We start from the raw sequence: 22681 nt of genomic DNA, 5'->3' as shown, positions 1-22681 counted from the left end.
AAAATATATTACGAAAATACTTTAAATTTGAAGACAATTAGGTCGCATGGATACAAAATATGTTGAGGCAAGGGCATATCCAACAATAGGCATAATACTTCTGGGTGGCGTTTCAGATGAAATAAACAGACTGCCATTGCATACTACAGCCGGAATAGCCTATACCGGACTAAATAATGAAATATATGTTAAAACTGATTTATATATATCAAAAAATAAAAAGGGAATCGTAAATGGCAAGGATATTGATGTGAATTCTGAAAGATCACCATTTAGGGTAATAGATAAGTACAAACATGAGATTTTAATGCGTGCCGGTGAGGATGATGATATGAATATATCATTTATATCAGAGAATGTTAATGTTCTGAGTGGGAGTTCGGATGCCGGCGCTGCGGCCATAGGTATATGCATAGAATCCATTTTTGAATACAATATAAACATATTTACATTCGAAAATGATCTGCAAAAAATATCAGAAAGTGCAGGCAGAAGCCTATATGGAGGACTAACAATTAATCATGCAAATGGAAAGGAATCACTCACAGACCATATTCTGGATGCAGATGCATTTGATGATTATGTTATTGTGGGATGCCACTTCAGTGATAATAGGCAACCGTCGGATGTTATACATAAAAATATAATTAAACATCCAGAATACCCGGAGAGGGTAAAAAATTCTGAAAAAAAGGCAAAGGAACTTGAGAAATTGGCTCAGGAAAGGGATATAAAAAAGATCTTTGAACTGGCAGAGAATGATACTAATGATTACCACAGACTTTTAAACGATGTTGGTGTCCATATTATAACAGGAGAAATGAAAAATTTCATTGAACGTGTAAAGGAGCTGAAGAATAACTTCTGGAACGCATATATAGTAACCGGTGGTACCAATGTATTTGTGGCTGTTGAAAAGAAAAATATGAATAAGGTGGCTGATGAGGCGAAAAACTTTAATGCAAACCCCGTGTTTCTAAAAGTTGCAGGTCCACCCGAGGTAATTTCAAGGAATTTTTGAAACACTAAAAATTAAATTAGAAAAATTTAAATCCCATCAATTACTTATAAAACTATGGCTAAGGATAACCAGAATGAAAATTTTCAGTCTGGGGCAGGTTTAATACGTTACTTTAATGAGGAGGAGATTAAGGGTCCAGCTCTTGATCCAAAGCTTATAATATACATAGCAATTGCCATGGCAGTTATAGTTGAGCTTGCAAGGGTATTCTGGCCCGTTTAAATTTGAATATTTTAAGCATTTAAATAGATAATATTAATAGCAATGCAAAACTATTTTATATTTATAAATATTAACCCTTAGATGCCATATTCTATATTAAAATGCCCTGTTTGCGGCAGTGAGTATCAAATTGATAGAAATAGCTATATTTGTGATAAATGTGGTAATATTCTAGATGTTATCCAGAGAGATATTACAAATTTTAAAATAACGTCCATGAAAGGTGTCTGGAAATATAAAGAAATTGTTCACCCCGGGCTTAATAACAATCAAATTATTACAAAAATGGAGGGCGATACAAATATCTATCACCATCTGAAATTATCCGAATACTCGGGAATTAAAAATATTTATATGAAACATGAGGGTGAAAATCCAACAGGTTCATTTAAGGACCGTGGTATGACAGTTGCAGTTTCTGAGGCAATAAGGCAGGGCTTTAAAAAAACATTATGCGCCTCAACAGGCAATACATCCGCATCTGCAGCAAGCTACAGCGCATATGCCGGAATAGACAGCTATGTGTTTATACCAAGCAAAAAGATATCAAAAAATAAACTGCTTCAGGCATATTCTTATGGTGCAAACATAGTAAACATAGATGGTGATTTTGATACTGCCATGTCCAACCTCCGGGAAACACTAAAAAAAAGATCTGATTTTTATGTTTTGAACTCCCTTAATCCATGGAGAATTGAGGGCCAGAAGACAATCATATATGAAATAATGGAAAAAATGAGGCCTGATTTTATATCATTTCCTGCAGGAAATCTTGGGAACACATCAGCATTTGGGAAGGCACTCATAGAAATGAGGGAAATGGATATGATAGATTATGTTCCAAGGCTTATAGCGGTGCAGGCCGAGGGGGCAAGCCCGTTCTACAATTACATAAACAACCATGAGGAAACACTTCACCCCGTAAGGGCGGAAACGGTTGCAAGTGCCATAAAAATAGGAAATCCGGTGAATTATATTAAGGCAAAAAGGTCCATAGAATTCTCACATGGCATTGTTGAAAGGGTAAGCGATGCTGAAATACTTGAGGCAAAGAAAATTATAGACCGTGCGGGTATTGGCTGCGAATCAGCATCGGCAACATCACTTGCAGGTGTTAAAAAACTTCGGGAAAAGGGGTTTCTTGACGCATCAGATACTGTTGTGGGCATACTTACAGGGAATCTGCTTAAAGAATTAAATACGGACGTTCAAATTAACATGCTTACAATAGATCAGGTAATGTCCTGATCTTATTACCTTTTATGATATTTATGGCACGATGATACAAATCTTTCAGGAATTTTTTTATTTGACGGGAAGTAAAGGTGTGAATATCCTGCCAGAATATTTTCGGTATAAAAGCCATCCGGACCTGAACTGGTATTATAGGCATAATTATTTTCCACATTGTATTTTATTTTTGAATAGTGGAATTCATGACCCCGTATTTTATAACCCTTTTTAAAGAGTATGTTGTCCGATAATGATTCAACAGTGCGGTATCCAAGAACAAGTTTATCCATATAAATATCAGAGTCTATTATGCCGGCCATGAAATGCCTCTGATTATTATATTCTATTGACTTTGATAAATACATGTAGCCTCCACATTCTGCAAAAATTGGCATGCCATCATTACCAAGCTTTTTAATTTCCTTTAATACAGTTTTATTTTTTTCCAGATCGCTGGCATAAACCTCAGGGAATCCGCCGCCTATGTAAATACCATCCACGTCTGGGATATTTTCTGACTCCATGGGGCTAAAATATTTTATTTCTGCACCATAATGCTCAAGCAGTTTTAGATTTTCATCATAATAAAAATTAAACGCGCGGTCATATGCCACGCCTATGGAGACTTTAATATTTCTGTTCTTTCTTTCTTTTACATTATAATTACCTGAATGAGATTTTTTAGATATTGAAAGAACAGAATTTAAATCCACAGATTTTATAATTTCATTGCCAAGTGATTCCAGATAATCCTTATTCCTGTAACCCTCTATATATGGAATAAGCCCCAGATGCCTTGAACTTAAACTTAAATCATTATTTTTTTTAATACATCCAAGAACCTTTACATTTGATAATGACTCTATTGCCTTTTTAACAATTAAGCAGTGATAATCACTTCCCGCCCTGTTTAAGATTACCCCGGCTATCCTGAAACCCCTGGCCTGGGATTTAAGTCCGTTTATGATTGACGCTGCAGTTCTGGCCATTGATGATATATCTATAACAATAATAACAGGAATTTTTAGTATTGAAGCTATTTCGGCTGTGCTGCCACGTATTGAATTATAATCCTTGCCATCATAGAGCCCCATGACGCCCTCTATTATGGAAATATCATAACCCTGTGATTTCCTGAAAAAAATGTCCCTTACAATGGATCTTGATCCCATCCATGAATCCAGATTATCTGATGGATTTCCTGAAACAAATGACTGGTATCCGGAATCAATATAATCCGGGCCAATTTTAAATGCCTTTACGCTGTATCCCAGTTTTTTAAGTGCGTATATTAATCCCATTGAAACGGTTGTTTTACCAGACCCACTGGATGGTGCAGCCACAATAATGCTATTTATTTTCATATTCAAACACCGATATTACAGCATCCTTAAACTTTTCTGCACGTATAATCTCATTGCCATTATTTGATGCCGCCCTTGCGGCGGCATTGGCAACAGAATAGGCACCGGTATACTTATAAACTGTTTCAGACCTGTAGGAAGAATATTTATTTAATGTATTATTATCAAAGAAGAAAATTCTGGCATTAAGCCATTTTGCAATTTTTTTAATATCATCGTTATCTGACTTTATATCTATTGTTGCAATGGCATAAACCGATGAAATATAAAATCCTTTTTGCTTAAAAACAAATTTAATATGGTCCTTAAGTGAATTAAAATTTGCATACGTTGAGAAGCCTATTCCTATTACAAGAACTTTTGGAACCATAACGACAAAATTTGTGCTTTTCTCCTTAATATATGTGATTATAATCCCGTAATTTTTCCCCCCAGACCCAGAAATGTTTATATGGATGCCTGTTCTGTTTATTAGCCTAAAACCGCCATTATTTATTATTTCAGAGGTTACATATTTAATTCTTGATTTATTCATTATTTTCATTCCGTATTTATATGCAATAACCTCCGGAGACATTACACCGGAAATCTCTGATGCTGTTGTAATTACTGCCTCACCTCCAAGCAGGCCGGAAACATATAATGCAAGGTCATTTGCGCCGCGATGTCCGGATATCATGCTGATTGAAAATTTTCCATTATCATCCACAGATATGATTCTTGGATCGTTAAACTTACTCCTTAAAAATGGCGCAATAATTCTTATGGCAGCACCAAGTGCCATAACCATAATAATGCAATCATAATTATTGAATATGGATTTTATTTCCTTTTTAATATCATCATAACAATGAAAATCCCCAGGATATTTTAACCTGCATGGAACATAAACGTTAGCATGCATGTGATTATTAATTATATCTGCAACCCTAATACCGCTTATTGATGCACATACAATAGCCGTTTTACTGCAATCCACATGCGATTATTAATATCTGGTTAATATGCATTTTTATTGACCTGATAAAAAAATATATAAGTAACTCTTGCTATAAATATTCATGTATAACAACATAGATTTGGTATCAGGCGATGTTTCCATAATTTATTTTAAACGTGAGGAAAAGCTTAATACCCTTACCTTGGACATGGTCAATGATATAAAAAATGCCATGGAGGAGGTAAAGGATACCGCAAGGTGTGTTATAATTGAGGGTAAAAGGAATTTTTCAGCTGGTGCAGATATAAAACAGTTCAGGGATTTAAACCCAATTGATGCATATTCCTTCCATAGAAAATTAAACGAACTTGCATTTTATTTTAGAGATTATAATGTTCCTGTTATATCTGTTTTAAATGGCTATGTGCTTGGTGGCGGCCTTGAACTTTCATTATCCACTGATATAAGGGTGTGCAGTAAAAATGCCCAGCTGGGCCAGCCTGAAATAAACATCGGTGTAAACGCAGGTGCCGGTGGCAATGTAATACTTCCCCATGTCATAGGCAGAAACCGGGCACTTTACATGATACTGACCGGAGAGAAAATAGATGCACAGACAGCTTATAATTTTGGCCTTGTTGACATTATATCAGATGATGCACACAATGAGGCGTTAAGGATTGCCAGCATGATTGCCAAAAAACCTATAGAAACTGTTATATTTGCAAAAAGGGCTGTAAATAAATCATTTATGAATTCAATTAACATTGACATGGATTACGAGGCATCATTATTTGGCCTCCTATTTTCGTCTGGAGAGACAAGAAAAAAAATTAATGAATTTTTCAATAAAAAATAATTACAATTTTAAAATCCCTGAATTAAGGGGTATGGCATAATTAATTAATATTGGAAACATTTATATATTATATATATATTTATTTTTTACCGGGGAGCCATTAAATTGGCTGAGAGGATTGGGATCGACCCGTGGAACCTGATCCGGTCAGAACCGGCGGAGGGAGATGGCTATGGTTGTGTATTTTAAAAAATGGTGGAATTTATGTTAACCCAGAAGCAGAAATACATGCTTCTTTCCAGCTCGTCTGGGTTAACATTTTGGGGGATTGTCGGCACATTAGGACCACTGGCAGCCTCAGGGTCAATCATTGGTGTTCTTCCAAAATCGCTTAAGGTATTCGTGCTTTTGATTGGGCCAATATTTGTTCCATTCGGCAACTTCTTAATGGGGATTCTGTCGGACATACTTGGAAGGAAAAAAATATTCATAATAACAATGGTACTATACAGTGCTGGAATAGTAATAATTTCATTAAGCTATACATTTATTCCACTTGCCATAGGTTTAATGATAGCCGAGTTTGGAGTTGGTGGTGAGGAAATACCTTCATTATCCCTTATATCTGAGGATTCCCCTGTATCACAACGTGCCAAATGGCTTACAATAATAGCTGATTTTGACAATATTGGAAGCGCATTAATTGCGGGTATGTTCCTGATAACCTCAAATACTTTATATGACAGGATTATTTTATTAAGCTCCGCAGCAGTCTTAATAATAATAATGGTTTTCGCAAGAATAAGGCTTCCAGAATCATATAAATGGCTTGAATCCCGTGGCATGGAAAGGGAATCCGAAATGCAGAAATCGGAGCTTTATATAGATACTGAAGGGATAAAACAGAAAAAACCATCCTACAGGTTAAGCTTTTTTGTTCTATTATCCATTGCAATATCCCAATATACCACATTTGGACTTATGGCGTATATTATTGGCCCATATGAATTCCCGGGGGCATACACCGATAACATGATTATTTTTGTTGCACTTGTTGGTGCCTCTGCAGCCGGATTTATAGCAGCACCACTGATTTCATCTGGAAGGAAATTTTTTACACTTTACTCATATTCTATTGGCTTTGCAAGCACAGTTTTAATATACATCCTTGTGCCATATCTTAGGAATTTATATGTATTCTTTCCGTTACTGTTCATAAATATGATGATGAGCGAGTTTGGATGGGCTTCCAGAACCACCCTTGAACCTGAATTATTTCCAACAAAAATGCGCGGAACCTTTATAGGCACGGTAAGGCTTGGCCCAATGATTGTTTATCCAATTCTTGTTTATGCCACAAGTTCCTTCAGCCTTTCACAGTTTATACTCCTGAATGTATTCCTCTGGGGTCTTGGTGCTGTAGGTGCGGCAACGTGGTATGTGCATGGCATAGAAACAAAGAATGTTGATATAAATTATTAACATAAATATTTTTTATTTACCATTTTTATAATAACAGGATTAAAACTGCACAAAAACAATATATAATCATAAATTATAACAGGTAAAATGGAAAACAAAAAAGAGAATTTCAGTGAATGGTACAATGAAATTATTGAGCTCGCCGGGCTTACCGATAAAAGGTATGAAATTAAGGGAATGAATATATGGATGCCCTATGGGCTAAAAATAATGCATTTAATTGATGATATCATTAGAAAATATTCAGATGAAAAAAAATTCCAGGAGGTAAGCTTTCCAGTACTTATATCCAGAAAGCAGCTTGAGGTTGAATTCGAGCATGTTAAGGGATTTGAAAATGAAATTTACTGGGTTACAAAGGGTGGTAAGGACACACTTGATGTGGATCTGGCCCTGAGACCAACCAGTGAATCCGCAATGTATACAATGTTTCCTTTATGGATAAGGTCACATACTGATTTGCCATTTAAAATTTATCAGATAGTTAGTGTTTACAGGTATGAAACAAAGCACACAAGGGCATTTATACGTGTCAGGGAAATACATTTTTATGAGGCACATACCGCGCATAAAGATTATAATGATGCTGAAAAACAGATGAATGAATATCTTGATATATGGAAAAAAATTGCATCAGAACTATGCCTTGAATATTCACTGGATGTAAGGCCTGAATGGGATAAATTTCCCGGTGCAAAATATTCAATAGCCTTTGATACGCCAATGCCGGGATACAGGTCCCTGCAGGTTGGCACAATTCACGAGTATGGCGAAAACTTTGCCAGAAATTACAATATTAAATATCTTGATGAGAATGGCGATCTTAAATATGTTTCACAGACAACATTCGGTCTCAGTGAAAGATTGCTTGCAGCAGTTATTGGAATTCACGGTGACGATAAGGGTTTAATACTTCCATACAGGATTGCACCTGTTCAGATAATTATAGTGCCAATTCCCGGTGAAATATATGATAAAATTCTTGAATACTCCAGAACAATAATGGATGACCTGAAGAATATGGGTTACAGGGTTGATATTGATGAACGCGATTATACACCTGGATACAAGTATAATGATTGGGAAATGAAGGGCGTTCCACTAAGAATTGAGATTGGCAGCAGGGAATATAATGAAAATATGATAACATTATCACTTAGAACACAGAAGAAGAAGATTAAGATATCAAGACAGAACCTTAGGGATGTTGAAAATTATCTTAAAACAGTAAATGATGATATTAAGAGTCATTCATTAAAATTTTTTAATGATAACATCCACATGGCAAAATCCATTGATGACATGAAAAATGAGTATATGGTTAGGGCCTACTGGTGCGGATCAAAAGAATGCTCTGATAAGATAGAGGCGCTTACAGAAAAGGCTGCACTTGGCAATATTTACAATGATAAAACATCAGGAAAATGCATAGTATGCGGAAGGGATGGAAAATTATCAATGTTTTCAAGGACATATTAGTATGAAAACAAAAATGGTATTTTTTGATATGGATGGTGTGATTACAAGGGAGAAGAGCAGCTGGCATTATGTGCATTCCAGGCTTGGTGTTGACAATTCCCAGAATTATAAAATGTACATGGATGGAAAAATTTCATATGATGAGTTCTTCGAGCTGGATATTAAAATGTGGATGGCAAAGTTTGGTAAAATTAAAAAATCGACCATAATAAACATACTTGATGAGATAAAAATAAGGAATTGCTTTGACAATGTAATGTCATCCTTAAGGAAGATGTCTGTAAAAACAGCAATAGTGTCCGGTGGAATTTCATGGCTTGCTGAAAAAATAGGGGCAAAATATGGAATTAATTATGTATATGCAAATGAAATACTAACTGATGATAATGGATATATAATCCCTGCCGGAAGGATTAGTGTAATCCCGGACAGAAAGGATATAGTTATAAATAAAATTATAAGGGCCAGTGGAATAGATAAAAAGGAAACTTTGTCAGTTGGTGATTCTGCCGGTGATTACTCAATGCTTGTCTCCACTGATAGATTTCTTTCAATTAATTCTGATGATAAAATATTAAATGAAAATGCCTTTGCTGTGATAAATAACCTTGGGGAATTATTAAATTATTTATAAAATTTTATTAAATTTTACGCAACACCCATTTCATTCATTGTTTCAAGTGTGAGCACCGTTATACCTGCTGCACCCCTGACAAGATTATCACCGAGTATTACCATGCGCAGGTTTTTATTTTTATATTCCAGCCTGCCAACATGTATTTCCATACCATTGCTTAGATCCATCTTATGCTGCGGCCTGTTTTCCTCATCATGTATAATAACAGGGTTTTTGGGTGCAGTGTAGAGATTTTTAAATTTTTTTAGTGGTGTGAAATTCCTTAATGAATTTTTAAAGTTTTCAATATCAATATCATCGTTAAATTCAATATTCATTATGCCCATATGCCCAACCTTAACAGGCACCCTAACAGATGTTACATACATGTTAAGTTCCCTGTTTATTATTTTATTATTGCTTACAAAGCCAAACATTTTTGATATTTCTGCAGGTATTTTTTCCTCCTCCCCATGTATATACGGTATTATATTATCATCTATGGACATATATGAAAGTCCTGTGAATCCGGCACCGCTGACTGCCTGAAGTGTCGACAGTGTAATTTTTTTGTAATCATGCCTTAAAACCTCAACCATGGGCATGGACATTATAGTGGATGTGCAGTTTGGGTTTTTCACAAATTTTGTATCCATTTTTTCAAGCAGTTCCAGATGCTGATAATTTAATTCAGGATTAATTAATGGTATGTTCTCTGCCATTCTAAATGGAGACGCATTTGATATTACATTAATTCCGTTTTTTATCAATTTTATCTCTATATCCTCTGCAACCTCAGGCGGGAGTGCTGATAAAACATAATCCACATTTTTATGGTCCTCCGGGTCTGTTGAAACCATTTTCATATCCCTGAACCTTTCTGGTATATCCCCGGGTTCAACCCATGCCACTGATTCTGAATATTTTTTTCCGATCTTTGATCTTGATGCCGAGAGGTTAACAACATCTATGTATGGGTGATTTTCAAGTATTCTTAACATTTTCTGACCAACAACACCGGTTGATCCAAGTATTGATACTTTTATTTTGTCCATAATGGAACCTCTGAAAGATATCTTTTATTTTTCTCAAGATCCTCATCCATTATTACTGATAATGATGTGTCGTCAAGGTGATATAAATGGGTTTTACCTATGGCATTTAATATCTGCGAGCTTGTGTCAACCTCAGAAAGGCCATGGCCTATGAATACCAGCATATTTTTATTCCCGTATGTACCTGTTAATGCTATGCATTTTATTGTTTTTATTTCATTATGTGTTATTACTGTTTTACCCTCCTCATAAAGGCTTTCTATTGTTATCTCTATATCTGAATCTATTGCAGGACTGAATGTTTTATAATTAAAATTTTTAACCCCCACATAGGACATTTTTATGGCCTCTTTAATTGACACCTCTGGCAATGTTCTTGCGTCGGGAAAGACCTTGGGGTCATATGTCATTATGCCTGGAACATCAGTTATTAATCTGACACTGCAATGTAGAAATCTGCCAAGCAATACAGCAGTGTAATCACTGCCACCCCGACCAAGGGTTGTAACCTTTCCTGAAAGGGTTTTTCCGGTAAATCCAGGTACTATAGTTATTTTATGTTTAAACTCCATGTTTTTTAAATTTTCCTCCGTATATTTATAAAGACATGAGGCATCACCAAAATTATCATCTGTTACTATAAATGGCTCTATATAATAATCAACATCAAGGCCGTGGTGCTTTAGATATGAATATAATACCATAACGGCCATTTTTTCTCCGTATGACAGGATTAAATCACGGTTTTCAGGCGTATCAGGGCGCAAGAGATTGTTAAGCACATCATTCTTAAACGCTAATAAATTGAAATATGAATCTTTATCATAGAAGTTATTCATAAGCTCCATATGCCTTGTAAAAATTGTGTCAATAATACCTGTGTTCCTTGTATTAATAGCTTCTATTAGATTATTCGTCACGTTCCGCATGGCGGAAGTGACAATAATGCATTTTTCACAGGCCTCTATTTTGTTTCTTATAAGGGCTAGATCATCACTGCCCTTAAGTATTGAGCCACCAACTTTTACAACGTGCATATTATCACTTTCATAACTGTATATGCATGTAATATTTAATATTTAGGAAATACCTTTATATTCAAATGATTGTGAGTAATTATTTATTTAAAATTGTTAATTTTTAATCCAATAAAATGGCCTCCCAGGGGATGGTTTTAAAAAATTATTGCCCCCCATTTAAATCCCTGTTTGAATTTAAAAATTCCCGGTACCTGCTGTACAATGTTAATGATTCGCCTATTATAAGTCCAAGTGTAAATGCCAGTATTAAATCGATAATAAATCCTGCAAGGATATTTAATGGATATAACAGGAAAAGAAATATTCTGGCAATAAATGATGCAAGCCAGAATGCCATTATTGCCTGCGACCTTTTATAATACAATCTGTTATTTCTATAAAAAAATTCAATGTTATCTCCAAGCCTCAGGCCAAATAGTATTCCTGGAAATATTAGGACAAGAACAAGAATTGTGTAATCTAAATTTGAATAAATTCCCTCAAGTGAGAATAGAAGCAAAATTGCATAAATTAATGGTAGGGAAAAAATCCTTGATGCCCTGAATTTTCTGCCATTTAAACCGGAATACATTCTTCTTATGGCTATAAATAAGACGAATATTATAATTATTAAATATGATAGATTCATTTAAACACTTTAGAATATATTTTTATAAAAATATTATGATTTAAATATTGAATTAAAAAAAATATTAAAATTCTATTCTGCCATTATAAAATAATGGAAAGATGCTGGAAGGCTGTATATACATATCTAATTTTCGGCATTATTATGCTTTTAATATACGAGTATTCCCATATTTATGAACTTGCAATTATATATGAAATCGTTTTTATATTTATATATATTTACCATTCATTAAATTATCTTGGTTCAAAAAACACAATTAAATTTATTTTTTTGGGTTACTTTACATCATTATTAATAGAAATAATAGGAGTTAATTCGGGTTATCCCTTTGGAAGATACTATTATACATCATTGCTTGGGCCCAGGATATATGGAGTTCCATATGCAATACCTCTTTTTTGGGTTTCAATTATTTATTTTGCAGGAATTGCAGGTAATTTTAGACTGTATTCGGTACCATTTTTAATGGTTATATTGGACCTATCATTCGATCCACGGTTTTCACTGCATTTATGGCACTGGATAAAACCCGGCATATATTTTGGCGTTCCCTTATCAAATTTTGCCGGATGGTTTGCTGCCTCATTAATAATTATGGCGGTTATTGGAATTTTCATAAAATTTAATAAATACAGGATAAGCATCAATGGCATGTTATTTTATGTATTATTTGGATATTTTCAGGCTCTTGAGGATGCAGTATCTGGGCTTTTAAAGCTGGCAGTAGTATCAACAATTATGTTCACCATAATTTTAATAATATTCTTAATTATACAGTTCTCTATAAATAAAAAAATATTGATGTCTCAAAAGATGTAATTTTTATATCGTATCTTTCAAGTAAATAATTTAAAGTTTTTGTTCGAATAATATAAGGTTTATTTATTATATTAATATATTTATAAATATTTTTATACAAACAACTTGAAAATACACATTGTAAAGTAATATTTAAATATAGATTGTATATAAAGATTTTTATGAAAAATTTGCTACATGATTTAGATAAAGAGAATCCAGAACTAAAAAGTTTCTATTTAAGCCTTGTGCTAATGGCAACCCTTGGTGGTTTTCTGTATGGCTATGATCAATCAGATATAGGATCTGTATTAATTTATATACCCTATTATAATCCACACGCCTCTGCCTTTGTTGTTGGATACATAGCCTCGGGGGCGCTGCTTGGCGCTGCCATAGGTGCAATTACCGCAGCATTTCTTACAGACAGGTATGGCAGGAAGTTTTTCTTAATTGCAGATATAGCTGTTTATGCTCTTGGTATATTTTTATCAATTATCACCATAAACGTTGTTATGCTCATGATTGCCAGAACCGTCGTTGGTTTTGCCATAGGTGCTGATTCTGCCGTTGCAACAGCTTACATAAGTGAATTCACACCAAAATCTAGGAGGGGCAGGTCAGGTGCCATGCAGCAGTATATGATAATACTCGGGATATTTCTGTCCTTTCTGGTTGCAATGATTATATTTCTGGAAATACCAGCATTGGCCCATACTGTTGACTGGAGAATTATACTGGGACTTGCCATTATACCCGCGATAATTGCACTAATAATCAGGGTGAAAATGCCGGAATCACCCAGATGGTTAATTCTGAACAGGAAATTTGACAAGGCTGGAGAAACCTTAAAGAAATTTGGTATTGACGTCAATGATCAGGATCTTAATTATACATTTGAGAGACTTCAGGCACAGGAAAAAAGATCAAGAAAGGTAGACTCTGGGGCGAAGAGAGCACTTTTAATTTCAGGTCTATTTATGATATTTTATATAGCCAACGGTGTTAATATACCATTAATTTACGGGCCTTACATAATATCCGGGCTTCCCATATTCCCATCCGTAACAAATAAGGTTATATCGGATGCATATTCAATTGGCGCAACAGCCATACTTGTGGCAATAATGCTGGTGGCAACATATTATGGCATGGCTGCAATAGACAGGGTTGGCAGGCGCAAACTTGCATTAATAGGATTTATAGGCATGGGTGCAAGTGATTTCATTGGTGGTATATTATACTTAATGCATGTTGATATAGGCTTATTATTCGGCCTTGCAGGTTATTTAATATTCTTTGGAATAGGTGGTGGAGTTGTTGCATGGCTGATTCAGGGGGAATATTTTCCAACTGCATCAAGAGGGTTTTTTGCCGCCATTGTTGCATTAATAGACTGGACCACAAGTTTTGTTGTTGATGAGATATTTCCTTACATGAAATCCGTACTCGGCCTTGGCTATTCTGTTATAATTTTTGCTTTTGTTTCTGTAATTGCAGTTGTAACTTTATTTTACATTATGCCTGAGACCAAAAACCTCTCAGTTGAGGAAATATCATCAATGTTCAGGCACACAAATCTATTTGAATTAAGGCACTATAAACCTGAAATAAAAAAGGAGGATGAAAATGTCCCTGAACCAGCCGCTGGGCAAAAATAAATTTTTATTATTTTATTGTAAGTTTAAAATATTTTAAAAATGATCTTAAAACAAGTAGGGGTCTAACAGAATAAAACCCAAAAAATAAAAGGTAAATCCAGTATATAAACTCCGGTGGGGTCTTATCGAAACCTCTGGAAAATATAGTAAATCGGGTTATTACATATATCCTCTTTAAATGCTTTTTAGGTCTTCTGGAATCAAAAATATTTTGAAAATACACAATATTATTGAGATATAATTTTAACCATGAACAGTAATTATTTCTTGAGGTATTTTTCTGATGCTCCCTGTAATATGTGAGCACGGTACTGGTGTTCAAAATATTGCACGAATTATCTAATGCACATAAATAAATAAAAGTGTCCTGTGCAGCTGAAACTTTTTTTATTTGTTCAAGATATCTCATTAATATGTTCTTATTTACAGAAATTGATGACATATTAAAATCTGGTTTTCTTCCCAGCTGCCTGTAAGATGCATTTTTAATGTTACCGGAAAAAAACAATGAATTATTGTGGATATACCCAATATTTTTGCTGGAAAATTCATTATAAATAAATTCAAGCTTTTCAGGAAGGAATATGTCATCATCGTCCATGAAAACAATAATATCCGAACCTGCATTTTTAATTCCCAGGTAAATGTAATTTCCAATTATTCCATCTGTAATAATTTGTCTGACATTTAAATTAGTATAATTGCTTAAATCAAAACTAAAGTTTGATATTAAAATAACCTCAAAATCTTTAAATTTTTGTGATGCAAGAGAATTAAGTGAATCTTTTAAAAAATCCTTTCTATTATATGCAAAAAGCAGTACTGAAATGGATGGCATAAGATAATAAGTATAATTTAATTATAACTTTTTCTTTTTTCCTTATTAATAAATAAAAATTAATTATTGTTTAATTTTTTAATTGTTTTGTCTGTTTTTTTGTTTACATAATTCTTGATAATTTTTATAATACCATTTTTCTGGAATTTATTGGATTTTATAAGCAATAATTCACCACCTATGTTTATGATATTCCCGGATGCTGTATATTTAAACTCCAGATCATTTCCCATGGCATTTTTCATGGAAATCTCACCAGATTTTCTGGCCATAAACGCTGTCAGTGGTACGTTTAAATTCATTATTTTCATTGAATCCCCGCAGGCATAAACATCATCATATTCAACAGACCTTAGTTTATTATTAACAATAATTCTTGAATTTTCCTGTTTTATATCAAAAGTTTTTATGATTTTATTTCCGGTTATTCCACCAGCATAAATAACAGTGTCTGCCAAAATTTCAGAATTATTAGTAATAACCCTATCTCTGGTAACATGCATCACCCTTTCATTCATAATAATGTTTACACCCATATTTTCAAGTTTGCTTTTTATATAATTGGAGGCATTTATGTTAATACCATTGAGAAGATGTTTTCCGGAATTTATCAGGTTTATTTTTTTACCCTTGATGATGCCAGCAAGTTCAACGCCAAGATAACCACCACCTATTATTACAACGTTATTACTATTTTCAAGTCTATTTTTTAATAAATCTGCATCCTTGGAGGATTCAAGTTTAATCATGTTCTCATATCCATCAATATTTTCATAGGCCTGTGAGTGCCCAAGTGCAATTATTAATTTGTCATACGTGTATGTTTTATTTAATCCCTTAATTTCCCTGTTTTTAAAATCAACATTTTTTATATCATCCAGTATATCAACCCGCCTTTCTTTTCGTGCATAATCATTTTCATATCCATTTAAAATATATATGTACCTTGTTGGTATATCAATAAACCTACTTTTATCAATAGAAATGGCTGATTTATTTGCCATTTTCGCATAAATTCCGGAAAGGCCCATGCCAAGAATGTAAATTCCATTGCCCATGTTATTGCATAAAAAAATTATATATTATATTATTGCAAAGGTCAATGCATATTTTTCTTAAATTTAAAAAGTTTATTATCGGATAAAAATATGTGACCCTATGGAAGCGCTGATAATGGCTGGTGGTATGGGAAAAAGAATTGGTAATCCTAAAAAAATGCTTCTTATGATCAATGGAGAGGCCATTATCATTAGATTATTAAAAATTATTAAATCCCTTGGTCTAAATATAAATGTATGTACCGGGCCGGAAACGGTTTTTTTAAATGAAATTGGGGATATAAATATAATAAATGGAACCGGTGATTATGCCATGGATCTTAAAACCTCAATAAATTCATTAAAACTGCCCGTCATTGTTCTTCCTGCAGATATTTTAATAGATAAGGAACTTTTGAAATCCTTTATTGAAAAATCAAAAAATTATAAGACCGGAATATTGAATATGCTAATAAATAATGAGCTTTCAGGCATTTCCATTTTTTATGAATATTTAAATGATGCAGAGCTGGCATATGAGAATATAAATTTTAATTCCAACTCATTTTTTAATATTAATACAGAATATGATTATAAAATGGCCAAAGAATATTATAAAAATATGCATTGAAATAGCATAAATTTTTTTAACATGATATAATTATCTTATCGCTGGACTTGACCGGGGAGCCAGGCACTCCCTGTGACCCGTGCCTAAATGCGGGGGCGACTGCCCGGTGAGGGCAACCAGGCCTTTGGCAGTCTCCATGGAATCGTTGAATCTCTGTCCTTTTGGATCGGGGGTTTATACATGCATACTCAAAGGAGAATGCATGTATAATTTGCTGAAAAAACCCGCCAGGCCCGGAAGGGAGCAACGGTATTTCAGACCGCCGATGCTGAGAGGGTGCGGGGAGGAGAGGAAGTGGAGGGCACTACCAAAACACCTGGTCTGATCCGGGTGTGTCCAGCATTGATGATAAAATGTATAAAATAATTCAGGATCCTTTAAACGGGCCGGTGAAGGTAAGCGGGATTTTTCTTGACATTATAAATTCAATATATTTTCAAAGATTAAGATATATAAAGCAGCTCGGGCTCTGCAACCTGGTTTTTCCAGGGGCAAACCATACAAGATTTGAACATTCCATAGGGACAATGTTTCTTGCCAGTGAGATCAAAAATTATATAGGGATTAATGATGAAAGACTTGAAATTGCTGCATTGCTGCACGATATTGGGCATACACCATTCAGCCATTCCATAGAGGATAAATTTTTTGAAAATTTTGGATTAATCCATGAGGATTTAACATCTGACATTATTACAGGTAAGGGGATATATGGAGATAGCGTTATCCCTGAAATACTAAATAAATATGGATATAACCCTGAGGAAATAGCTGACCTTGCCACAGGAAGAAATAAAAAAACGGTTTTATCTAAAATAATAAGTGGGTCACTTGATGTTGATGAGCTTGATTATTTAAGGAGGGATTCATTTTACTGTGGTGTTAATCTTGGAAATATCGATTATAAAAGGATATTTAATACCATAAAAATATCTGAAAATGACATAGTTGGTGAGGAAAAGTCAATACCGACAATAGAATCGGCAATAATAGGCAGGGTTTTAATGTATAGCTCTGTTTATTTTCATAAAACATGCAGGATAGCACAGAAAATGCTGGGCATTGCCTATGAACTTTATAATGGAAAGGATAAAAATGATCTAAGAATGAACGATTACGAGTTTATTTATGCCCTGGAAAATGATAAAAAATCCTCTGAAATTATAAAAAAGATTAAATCCAGAAATTTGTATAAAATAATATACAGGAGTAGTTACAGTGAGGATGCCTTAAATAATATAAGGGAAAAAATGTCCGTGTTTGATAGTGATTTATATATAATAGATGTAAACCCACCACTTTATTTTAATGAAAAGTCCAGGTTAAAAACGGATTTTACAGTATATTATAAGGATAAAAAATATGAAATTAATAAGATATCATATATAGTAAACGCGCTCAATGAAAACATAAAACGCAGGGATATTATAGTCTCTGCTGATGAGAGCATTCTTACCAAGGCAGCTTCCATTATAAAGACTTAACCATTCTGAATGCATTTTTGCTTCCCTTATATGGTATGCAGTAATAATTTTTTAAAAACTCTGATTTTACATAACCGTGCTTTAAATAAAAATTAATGGCAACATAATTTTTTTCCCGTACCTCAAGCACTGATTTTTTATATCCTTTTTTCTTTATTATCTCCTCTATGGAATCAAGTAATGAATCCCCAAGATGCCTCCCCTGATACTTCGGGATAACCGCTATACTTTCAATATCAACCTCATATTCATTTAATGGAACTGCGGTAACGTATCCTATATATTCATCAGAATCTGTTGCAACAAGGGTAAATGCATCCTTTGAAAAAACCATTTCAATTATTTCATCTATATTATATGGACCAACATCAAATGCACTGTGCTCAATTTCATAGATGCCTTTAAGATCATCCGAAACAAAAGATCTTATATTCACAGGATATTATTTAATACTAATATTTTATATATTTTATTCTAAAAAAATTTAATTAAATTTACTGTAAATTAACTAACATTCCCCCATCTGCTAGGAGCTCTGCACCATTAACATAAGTATTTTCGTCTGATAAAAGGAATAATGCTGGACCAACCATATCCTCTGGAGTACCCAACCTGCCAAGTGGTATCCTTTTTTCCATGTATCTTCTTTTCTCAGGATCTGAAAGATCATCTGCATTAATATCGGTTAAAATAGTTCCAGGTTCAAGTGAATTTACCAAAATTCCATACTTACCAAGGATTATTGCAAGTGAATGCATCATTCCATTAATACCCGACTTTGTCGTTGTATAGTGAGCTTGGTATTCTCCACCAACTATTGCACTTATTGAACTTATAAATAATATTCTACCCTTGATATGATTTTGTATCATTAACTGAGATATTTTTTGTGTTATGAAAAAATGACTTTCCACATTTAAAGTCCAGACATCATTAAAAAGGCCTACATCTATATCAAAATAATTTTTAAATGGGCATATACCTGCATTGTTAACAAGTATGTCAACATGGTCAAAAGTTTTCTTAACAAAATTTATAAATGCTGGAATTTCATTAATTTTTCTCTGATCTATTTTATAACCATATGCTTTAACGCCAAGATTTTTCATATATCCTTCAGCTTCTACTGCGGCGTTTACATCATGTGCATATGTAAATATAATATTCGCCCCTTCCCTTGCAAGACCTTTGGCTATTGCATTTCCTATTCCTTTATTTCCACCAGTAATAACGGCATTTTTATTATCAAAACGCATTGAAATCACCTATCTTTTGAGTATAATATAGGTATATTACTATTAATCCAGTTATGTATAATTTTTTCTGTTCCCTTCCTTATATATTCCTCTAGTGCTGATTTTGAGATGCCTGTCATTTTTTCAAGATCTTTAAGATAGAGCCTTCTAGGCATACTATAATAACCATTCATAAATGCTGTATATATTATGGTTCTTTCCTGTTCAGTAAGTTCAAAAAAATCACTGTAGTATTCATGGTAATTAATTTCAGAAAGCGTAAATTTTTTAATTTCCCCAATTTTTGAAAGTTCACTTTTTAAATCCTTTGCAGACTGATTTCTAATTAAGGCATTAACAGTCTCAACATTGTTCTCAATGTAATCATTTTGATATATTACACCATTCTCATAAAGTATTGAACTTATCATCCCATCATACTTTTCCTTAAAGAATATCTGGTATATTTTTTTATTAACATTTATAGGTAAAATATTGTATATTTCCTTAATTGCATTTGAATTTTTAAATTTGTGTAAAAATTCATGTATAATATTAGCTGTGGGTGCTTTTACCTCAATAGAGCCAAAAATATATCCTCTATCACGGTACACATTATGTGCTAGAGTATGTACCTTTACAGGCATATTTTCAGTTATATTGGTCCAGCAATTTTCATGATTCATTTTAAAATTTACCCTTATAATGTTTTCTTCCGATAATGAATGGGTATTCATAATTTATTTAATTGTTATTTATATATAAGTTTTTCTTATACTTGTTATATAAATCAATGCTGATATTATTATAAAATACTACTGACTATAAAAATTATTCCGATTTTGGAATATTCCGGATATGTGTTTATCTTGAATTAAATACGATATACAGAGTTTATTAGCAACTTCGGAAATTTCCGGATAATATTTTAATAAAAACCCAGATATTTATAGAATATGAAAATAGAATCATTGAGAGTTATAAATATAATGGAAGTTAAGCAACCTCTGTTCCCATATGTAAAACCTACAGATTATTACATAGATTTCATTGGTGATGAATCCCCGACAGATGCTGCTATGATAAATAAAATATATACACTTGAAATGAAATCTGGAGATATAATTTCATATTACAATACTACAGAGATCGTTGCAGATTTCATTAAGGCGATAGAATCCAAAATTATTGGGCTTGATCTTGAGGATATTTCCATGGCATGGGATTACATGTACAGATACACACTGCCGGTTGGACGCGGAGGTATTGCAATGCATGCAATAAGTGCAATTAACTTGTTAATGTACGATATATATGCAAAATCTCTTGGCATTCCTGTGTACAGACTTATTGGCGGAAAGACAAGAAAAAAAATTGTGGCATACGCCAGCCATCTTCATCCAACAGATGTAAAAAATCTGCAGGATGAGGCCATATCTTATGTAAATGAGGGGTATAAAACCATGAAAATGAGGTTTCTGTATGGCCCATCCAAAATAGATGGTGTTGAAAAAAATATTGAGTTAGTTAAAATTATTAGAGATGCTGTTGGCTATAATGTTTCATTAGCTTGTGATTCCTGGATGTCGTGGAATTATAATTTTGCATTAAAAATGGCACAATCTCTAGAAAAATATGAAATAGCGTGGATGGAGGAACCGTTTCTCCCAGATGATTTTGAATCAATGAAATTATTATCAAAGAAAACTGATATACCAATATCAGAAGGAGAACATCATTATTATATATATGATGTAAAACACCTTCTAGATGCGGGTATAAGGATTATACAATGCGATACTGTTTGGGCAGGTGGAATTACTGCAATGAAAAAAATCGCTGCATTGGCAGAGGCATATGGTGCAGTAGTTATACCCCATACAGGAAATGTTTACAATCTTCACTTTATTGCTTCTGAACCTGAAAGCATCACACCTATGGCGGAATTTCTCACAAAATACAGGGAATGGATGGAACAGAACATTTCCGGGATTCCTTTTCCAAAAAATGGTTACTTTGAGCTAAACGAAAAGGCGGGATTTGGTATTGAATACTTACCAAAAAATCAAGTTAAATATGGAAAAAGTAAAGAAAATAAAAGTTGATAAATATCATATTTTATATTTTAAATTCATTTTTTAATAAATTATTTCGATTAGTTAAAAAATTAATAAAAATCACTTTTATATTAAACACATTGGAAATGTCAGGAATTAATTTTAATTTCTATAATTAAATATAAGTTATAAATATGAATGATGTATTTAATGTAATTATATTGAAAATTGGAGAATCTGAAGTTCCTGGGCCAGAAGTTTACAGGATGACTGAATGGAGGAAATGGGAAAGGCTTACTTTTCACATGGTTATTGCTTATAATGATGAAACAAATGTACTTATAAATACAGGAATGCCACTGGACTTAACCGAAAGGAACCATGAAATGGAAAAATTTGCGGGAGAAAGAGCATTATTTAAATCATACGATTCAATAAAAATTTTGGATTCAAGTAAATTCAAAACTGAAGATATTAAAAATATAGCATTTACACCCATGCAGGATTATACAACTGGAAGACTAGATGAATTTAAGAATGCTAGATATTTCATTTCTAGAAAGGGTTGGATTGAAGATATAATAACTCCTGGATATCACAATATAAAAAGGAATTTATTTATACCAGAAAAACAACTTAAATATCTTATATTTGATGCTTATTCTAGGATTCAATTTTATGAATCTGACATACCAGTAGAATTAATTCCAGGAATAACAGCAGTTTGGGTAGGCTGCCATCATAGATCATCCCAAGCGTTTATAATTAATACTAAAAAAGGTAAAATAGTATTTACAGATGCATCATTTAAGCCAAGAAATGTAAATGAAAATCTGCCAATAGGTATAGCAGAAAACATATTTGAATGCCATAAAGCATATAATTATTTAAGGAGATATAAAAACGTATTATCAGCTTATGACCCAGGAATAAGCGATAAAAAATTTTAATAAATTTATTTGTTTGTATTTAATTCATTTAGATAAATACCGTAAATTCCGTTTAATCATATTTTCTATATAATTACATTATAAGAAAAACCATTAATTTAAATAATA

Annotated in this window: 23 protein-coding genes, 1 other RNA gene and 1 riboswitch; of the genes, 14 read left to right on the top strand and 10 right to left on the bottom strand. The window is 33.2% G+C overall.

Annotated features, from left to right (window positions below; translation table 11 throughout):
- The first annotated feature begins 46 nt into the window (after positions 1-46).
- From TZ01_RS02140 to thrC, 3 genes are all read left to right on the top strand, one after another.
- On the top strand, positions 47-1021 hold the full coding sequence (locus TZ01_RS02140) for a mevalonate-3-kinase (RefSeq protein ID WP_048101139.1): 975 nt from the start codon (positions 47-49) through the stop codon (positions 1019-1021).
- Positions 1022-1075: 54 nt separating this feature from the next.
- Complete coding sequence (locus tag TZ01_RS02135; RefSeq protein ID WP_048101138.1) at positions 1076-1243, top strand: preprotein translocase subunit Sec61beta; 168 nt, start codon at positions 1076-1078, stop codon at positions 1241-1243.
- 81 nt (positions 1244-1324) lie between these two features.
- Positions 1325-2491 (top strand): threonine synthase, encoded by a 1167-nt coding sequence (gene thrC, locus TZ01_RS02130; RefSeq protein WP_048101137.1) that lies wholly within the window; start codon positions 1325-1327, stop codon positions 2489-2491.
- Positions 2492-2496: 5 nt separating this feature from the next.
- Here thrC and TZ01_RS02125 read toward each other — a convergent pair whose 3' ends face one another.
- Positions 2497-3840, bottom strand: coding sequence for a cobyrinate a,c-diamide synthase (locus TZ01_RS02125; protein ID WP_048101136.1), 1344 nt, complete (start codon positions 3838-3840; stop codon positions 2497-2499).
- Positions 3827-4819, bottom strand: coding sequence for a cobalt-precorrin 5A hydrolase (locus TZ01_RS02120; RefSeq protein ID WP_048101135.1), 993 nt, complete (start codon positions 4817-4819; stop codon positions 3827-3829). The genes TZ01_RS02125 and TZ01_RS02120 overlap by 14 nt, the downstream gene beginning before the upstream one ends.
- 82 nt (positions 4820-4901) lie before the next feature.
- On the opposite strand from TZ01_RS02120, the gene TZ01_RS02115 reads away from it, so the two are divergent.
- From TZ01_RS02115 to TZ01_RS02100, 4 genes are all read left to right on the top strand, one after another.
- The gene (locus TZ01_RS02115) at positions 4902-5639 is read left to right on the top strand and encodes an enoyl-CoA hydratase/isomerase family protein (RefSeq protein ID WP_048101134.1); all 738 of its coding nucleotides are present in this window, start codon (positions 4902-4904) and stop codon (positions 5637-5639) included.
- An 80-nt stretch (positions 5640-5719) separates the two neighbouring features.
- A riboswitch (TPP riboswitch) is annotated at positions 5720-5821 on the top strand.
- A gap of 22 nt (positions 5822-5843) precedes the next feature.
- Positions 5844-7061, top strand: a complete 1218-nt coding sequence (locus TZ01_RS02110; RefSeq protein ID WP_048101360.1) for an MFS transporter — start codon at positions 5844-5846, stop codon at positions 7059-7061.
- Between the two features lie 87 nt (positions 7062-7148).
- Entirely contained in the window at positions 7149-8540 is a 1392-nt protein-coding gene (gene proS / locus TZ01_RS02105) for a proline--tRNA ligase (protein WP_048101133.1), read from the top strand.
- Between the two features lies 1 nt (position 8541).
- Positions 8542-9174 (top strand): HAD-IB family phosphatase, encoded by a 633-nt coding sequence (locus TZ01_RS02100; protein ID WP_052656684.1) that lies wholly within the window; start codon positions 8542-8544, stop codon positions 9172-9174.
- A 14-nt stretch (positions 9175-9188) separates the two neighbouring features.
- Here the strand turns inward: TZ01_RS02100 and asd are convergent, their stop codons facing one another.
- The 3 genes from asd to TZ01_RS02085 form a co-directional block, all read right to left on the bottom strand.
- Positions 9189-10214, bottom strand: a complete 1026-nt coding sequence (asd, locus tag TZ01_RS02095) for an aspartate-semialdehyde dehydrogenase (RefSeq protein WP_048101132.1) — start codon at positions 10212-10214, stop codon at positions 9189-9191.
- The gene (locus tag TZ01_RS02090; protein ID WP_052656682.1) at positions 10199-11248 is read right to left on the bottom strand and encodes an aspartate kinase; all 1050 of its coding nucleotides are present in this window, start codon (positions 11246-11248) and stop codon (positions 10199-10201) included. Before TZ01_RS02090 ends, asd begins: the two co-directional genes overlap by 16 nt.
- A gap of 145 nt (positions 11249-11393) precedes the next feature.
- The gene (locus tag TZ01_RS02085) at positions 11394-11879 is read right to left on the bottom strand and encodes a hypothetical protein (protein ID WP_048101131.1); all 486 of its coding nucleotides are present in this window, start codon (positions 11877-11879) and stop codon (positions 11394-11396) included.
- Between the two features lie 93 nt (positions 11880-11972).
- On the opposite strand from TZ01_RS02085, the gene TZ01_RS02080 reads away from it, so the two are divergent.
- Both TZ01_RS02080 and TZ01_RS02075 read left to right on the top strand, forming a co-directional pair.
- Positions 11973-12701, top strand: coding sequence for a carotenoid biosynthesis protein (locus TZ01_RS02080; protein WP_048101130.1), 729 nt, complete (start codon positions 11973-11975; stop codon positions 12699-12701).
- A gap of 161 nt (positions 12702-12862) precedes the next feature.
- Positions 12863-14341 carry an MFS transporter gene (locus TZ01_RS02075; RefSeq protein ID WP_048101129.1) on the top strand — a complete coding sequence of 493 codons (1479 nt, stop codon included), beginning with the start codon at positions 12863-12865 and terminating at the stop codon, positions 14339-14341.
- A 7-nt stretch (positions 14342-14348) separates the two neighbouring features.
- On the opposite strand, the gene TZ01_RS02070 is transcribed toward TZ01_RS02075, so the two are convergent.
- Together TZ01_RS02070 and TZ01_RS02065 are read right to left on the bottom strand one after the other, a co-directional pair.
- A complete protein-coding gene (locus TZ01_RS02070; protein ID WP_048101128.1) occupies positions 14349-15179 on the bottom strand; it encodes a glycosyltransferase family 2 protein in 831 nt (276 codons plus the stop codon).
- A gap of 59 nt (positions 15180-15238) precedes the next feature.
- Positions 15239-16237: an NAD(P)/FAD-dependent oxidoreductase gene (locus tag TZ01_RS02065; protein ID WP_048101127.1), complete on the bottom strand. Its 999-nt coding sequence runs from the start codon at positions 16235-16237 to the stop codon at positions 15239-15241.
- A gap of 100 nt (positions 16238-16337) precedes the next feature.
- Here TZ01_RS02065 and TZ01_RS02060 point away from each other — a divergent pair, with 100 nt between their 5' ends.
- The 3 genes from TZ01_RS02060 (at position 16338) to TZ01_RS02055 (ending at position 18331) form a co-directional block, all read left to right on the top strand.
- Entirely contained in the window at positions 16338-16847 is a 510-nt protein-coding gene (locus tag TZ01_RS02060; protein WP_048101126.1) for an NTP transferase domain-containing protein, read from the top strand.
- Between the two features lie 39 nt (positions 16848-16886).
- Positions 16887-17189: signal recognition particle sRNA (gene ffs / locus TZ01_RS09370), an RNA gene on the top strand.
- 11 nt (positions 17190-17200) lie between these two features.
- Positions 17201-18331 (top strand): HD domain-containing protein, encoded by a 1131-nt coding sequence (locus TZ01_RS02055; RefSeq protein ID WP_048101125.1) that lies wholly within the window; start codon positions 17201-17203, stop codon positions 18329-18331.
- On the opposite strand, the gene rimI is transcribed toward TZ01_RS02055, so the two are convergent.
- Genes rimI through TZ01_RS02040 form a run of 3 tightly spaced genes read right to left on the bottom strand, consistent with a single transcriptional unit; the run spans position 18318 to position 20303 of the window.
- Positions 18318-18767, bottom strand: coding sequence for a ribosomal protein S18-alanine N-acetyltransferase (rimI, locus tag TZ01_RS02050; RefSeq protein ID WP_052656681.1), 450 nt, complete (start codon positions 18765-18767; stop codon positions 18318-18320). The genes TZ01_RS02055 and rimI overlap by 14 nt on opposite strands.
- 58 nt (positions 18768-18825) lie before the next feature.
- Positions 18826-19587, bottom strand: coding sequence for an L-rhamnose 1-dehydrogenase (gene rhaD / locus TZ01_RS02045; RefSeq protein ID WP_048101124.1), 762 nt, complete (start codon positions 19585-19587; stop codon positions 18826-18828).
- 5 nt (positions 19588-19592) lie between these two features.
- Positions 19593-20303: a helix-turn-helix domain-containing protein gene (locus TZ01_RS02040; RefSeq protein ID WP_048101123.1), complete on the bottom strand. Its 711-nt coding sequence runs from the start codon at positions 20301-20303 to the stop codon at positions 19593-19595.
- A gap of 219 nt (positions 20304-20522) precedes the next feature.
- On the opposite strand from TZ01_RS02040, the gene TZ01_RS02035 reads away from it, so the two are divergent.
- Positions 20523-21671, top strand: coding sequence for an enolase C-terminal domain-like protein (locus TZ01_RS02035; protein WP_048101122.1), 1149 nt, complete (start codon positions 20523-20525; stop codon positions 21669-21671).
- Positions 21672-21817: 146 nt separating this feature from the next.
- Positions 21818-22573, top strand: coding sequence for a hypothetical protein (locus TZ01_RS02030; protein ID WP_048101121.1), 756 nt, complete (start codon positions 21818-21820; stop codon positions 22571-22573).
- The last annotated feature ends 108 nt before the right edge of the window (positions 22574-22681 follow it).

This window comes from Acidiplasma sp. MBA-1 (assembly GCF_000949015.1).
GTDB lineage: Archaea > Thermoplasmatota > Thermoplasmata > Thermoplasmatales > Thermoplasmataceae > Acidiplasma > Acidiplasma aeolicum.
This window is presented reverse-complemented; position numbering and strand designations above follow the sequence as displayed.

Coding starts and splice junctions, on each gene's coding strand:
- TZ01_RS02070 (WP_048101128.1), bottom strand. CDS start 15,179: ATGCCATCCATTTCAGTACTGCTTTTTGCATATAATAGAAAGGATTTT.
- thrC (WP_048101137.1), top strand. CDS start 1,325: ATGCCATATTCTATATTAAAATGCCCTGTTTGCGGCAGTGAGTATCAA.
- TZ01_RS02135 (WP_048101138.1), top strand. CDS start 1,076: ATGGCTAAGGATAACCAGAATGAAAATTTTCAGTCTGGGGCAGGTTTA.
- proS (WP_048101133.1), top strand. CDS start 7,149: ATGGAAAACAAAAAAGAGAATTTCAGTGAATGGTACAATGAAATTATT.
- TZ01_RS02065 (WP_048101127.1), bottom strand. CDS start 16,237: ATGGGCAATGGAATTTACATTCTTGGCATGGGCCTTTCCGGAATTTAT.
- TZ01_RS02075 (WP_048101129.1), top strand. CDS start 12,863: ATGAAAAATTTGCTACATGATTTAGATAAAGAGAATCCAGAACTAAAA.
- TZ01_RS02035 (WP_048101122.1), top strand. CDS start 20,523: ATGAAAATAGAATCATTGAGAGTTATAAATATAATGGAAGTTAAGCAA.
- TZ01_RS02030 (WP_048101121.1), top strand. CDS start 21,818: ATGAATGATGTATTTAATGTAATTATATTGAAAATTGGAGAATCTGAA.
- TZ01_RS02110 (WP_048101360.1), top strand. CDS start 5,844: ATGTTAACCCAGAAGCAGAAATACATGCTTCTTTCCAGCTCGTCTGGG.
- rhaD (WP_048101124.1), bottom strand. CDS start 19,587: ATGCGTTTTGATAATAAAAATGCCGTTATTACTGGTGGAAATAAAGGA.
- TZ01_RS02125 (WP_048101136.1), bottom strand. CDS start 3,840: ATGAAAATAAATAGCATTATTGTGGCTGCACCATCCAGTGGGTCTGGT.
- TZ01_RS02140 (WP_048101139.1), top strand. CDS start 47: ATGGATACAAAATATGTTGAGGCAAGGGCATATCCAACAATAGGCATA.
- TZ01_RS02100 (WP_052656684.1), top strand. CDS start 8,542: ATGAAAACAAAAATGGTATTTTTTGATATGGATGGTGTGATTACAAGG.
- TZ01_RS02085 (WP_048101131.1), bottom strand. CDS start 11,879: ATGAATCTATCATATTTAATAATTATAATATTCGTCTTATTTATAGCC.
- TZ01_RS02055 (WP_048101125.1), top strand. CDS start 17,201: ATGTATAAAATAATTCAGGATCCTTTAAACGGGCCGGTGAAGGTAAGC.
- TZ01_RS02080 (WP_048101130.1), top strand. CDS start 11,973: ATGGAAAGATGCTGGAAGGCTGTATATACATATCTAATTTTCGGCATT.
- TZ01_RS02040 (WP_048101123.1), bottom strand. CDS start 20,303: ATGAATACCCATTCATTATCGGAAGAAAACATTATAAGGGTAAATTTT.
- TZ01_RS02060 (WP_048101126.1), top strand. CDS start 16,338: ATGGAAGCGCTGATAATGGCTGGTGGTATGGGAAAAAGAATTGGTAAT.
- TZ01_RS02115 (WP_048101134.1), top strand. CDS start 4,902: ATGTATAACAACATAGATTTGGTATCAGGCGATGTTTCCATAATTTAT.
- TZ01_RS02090 (WP_052656682.1), bottom strand. CDS start 11,248: ATGCACGTTGTAAAAGTTGGTGGCTCAATACTTAAGGGCAGTGATGAT.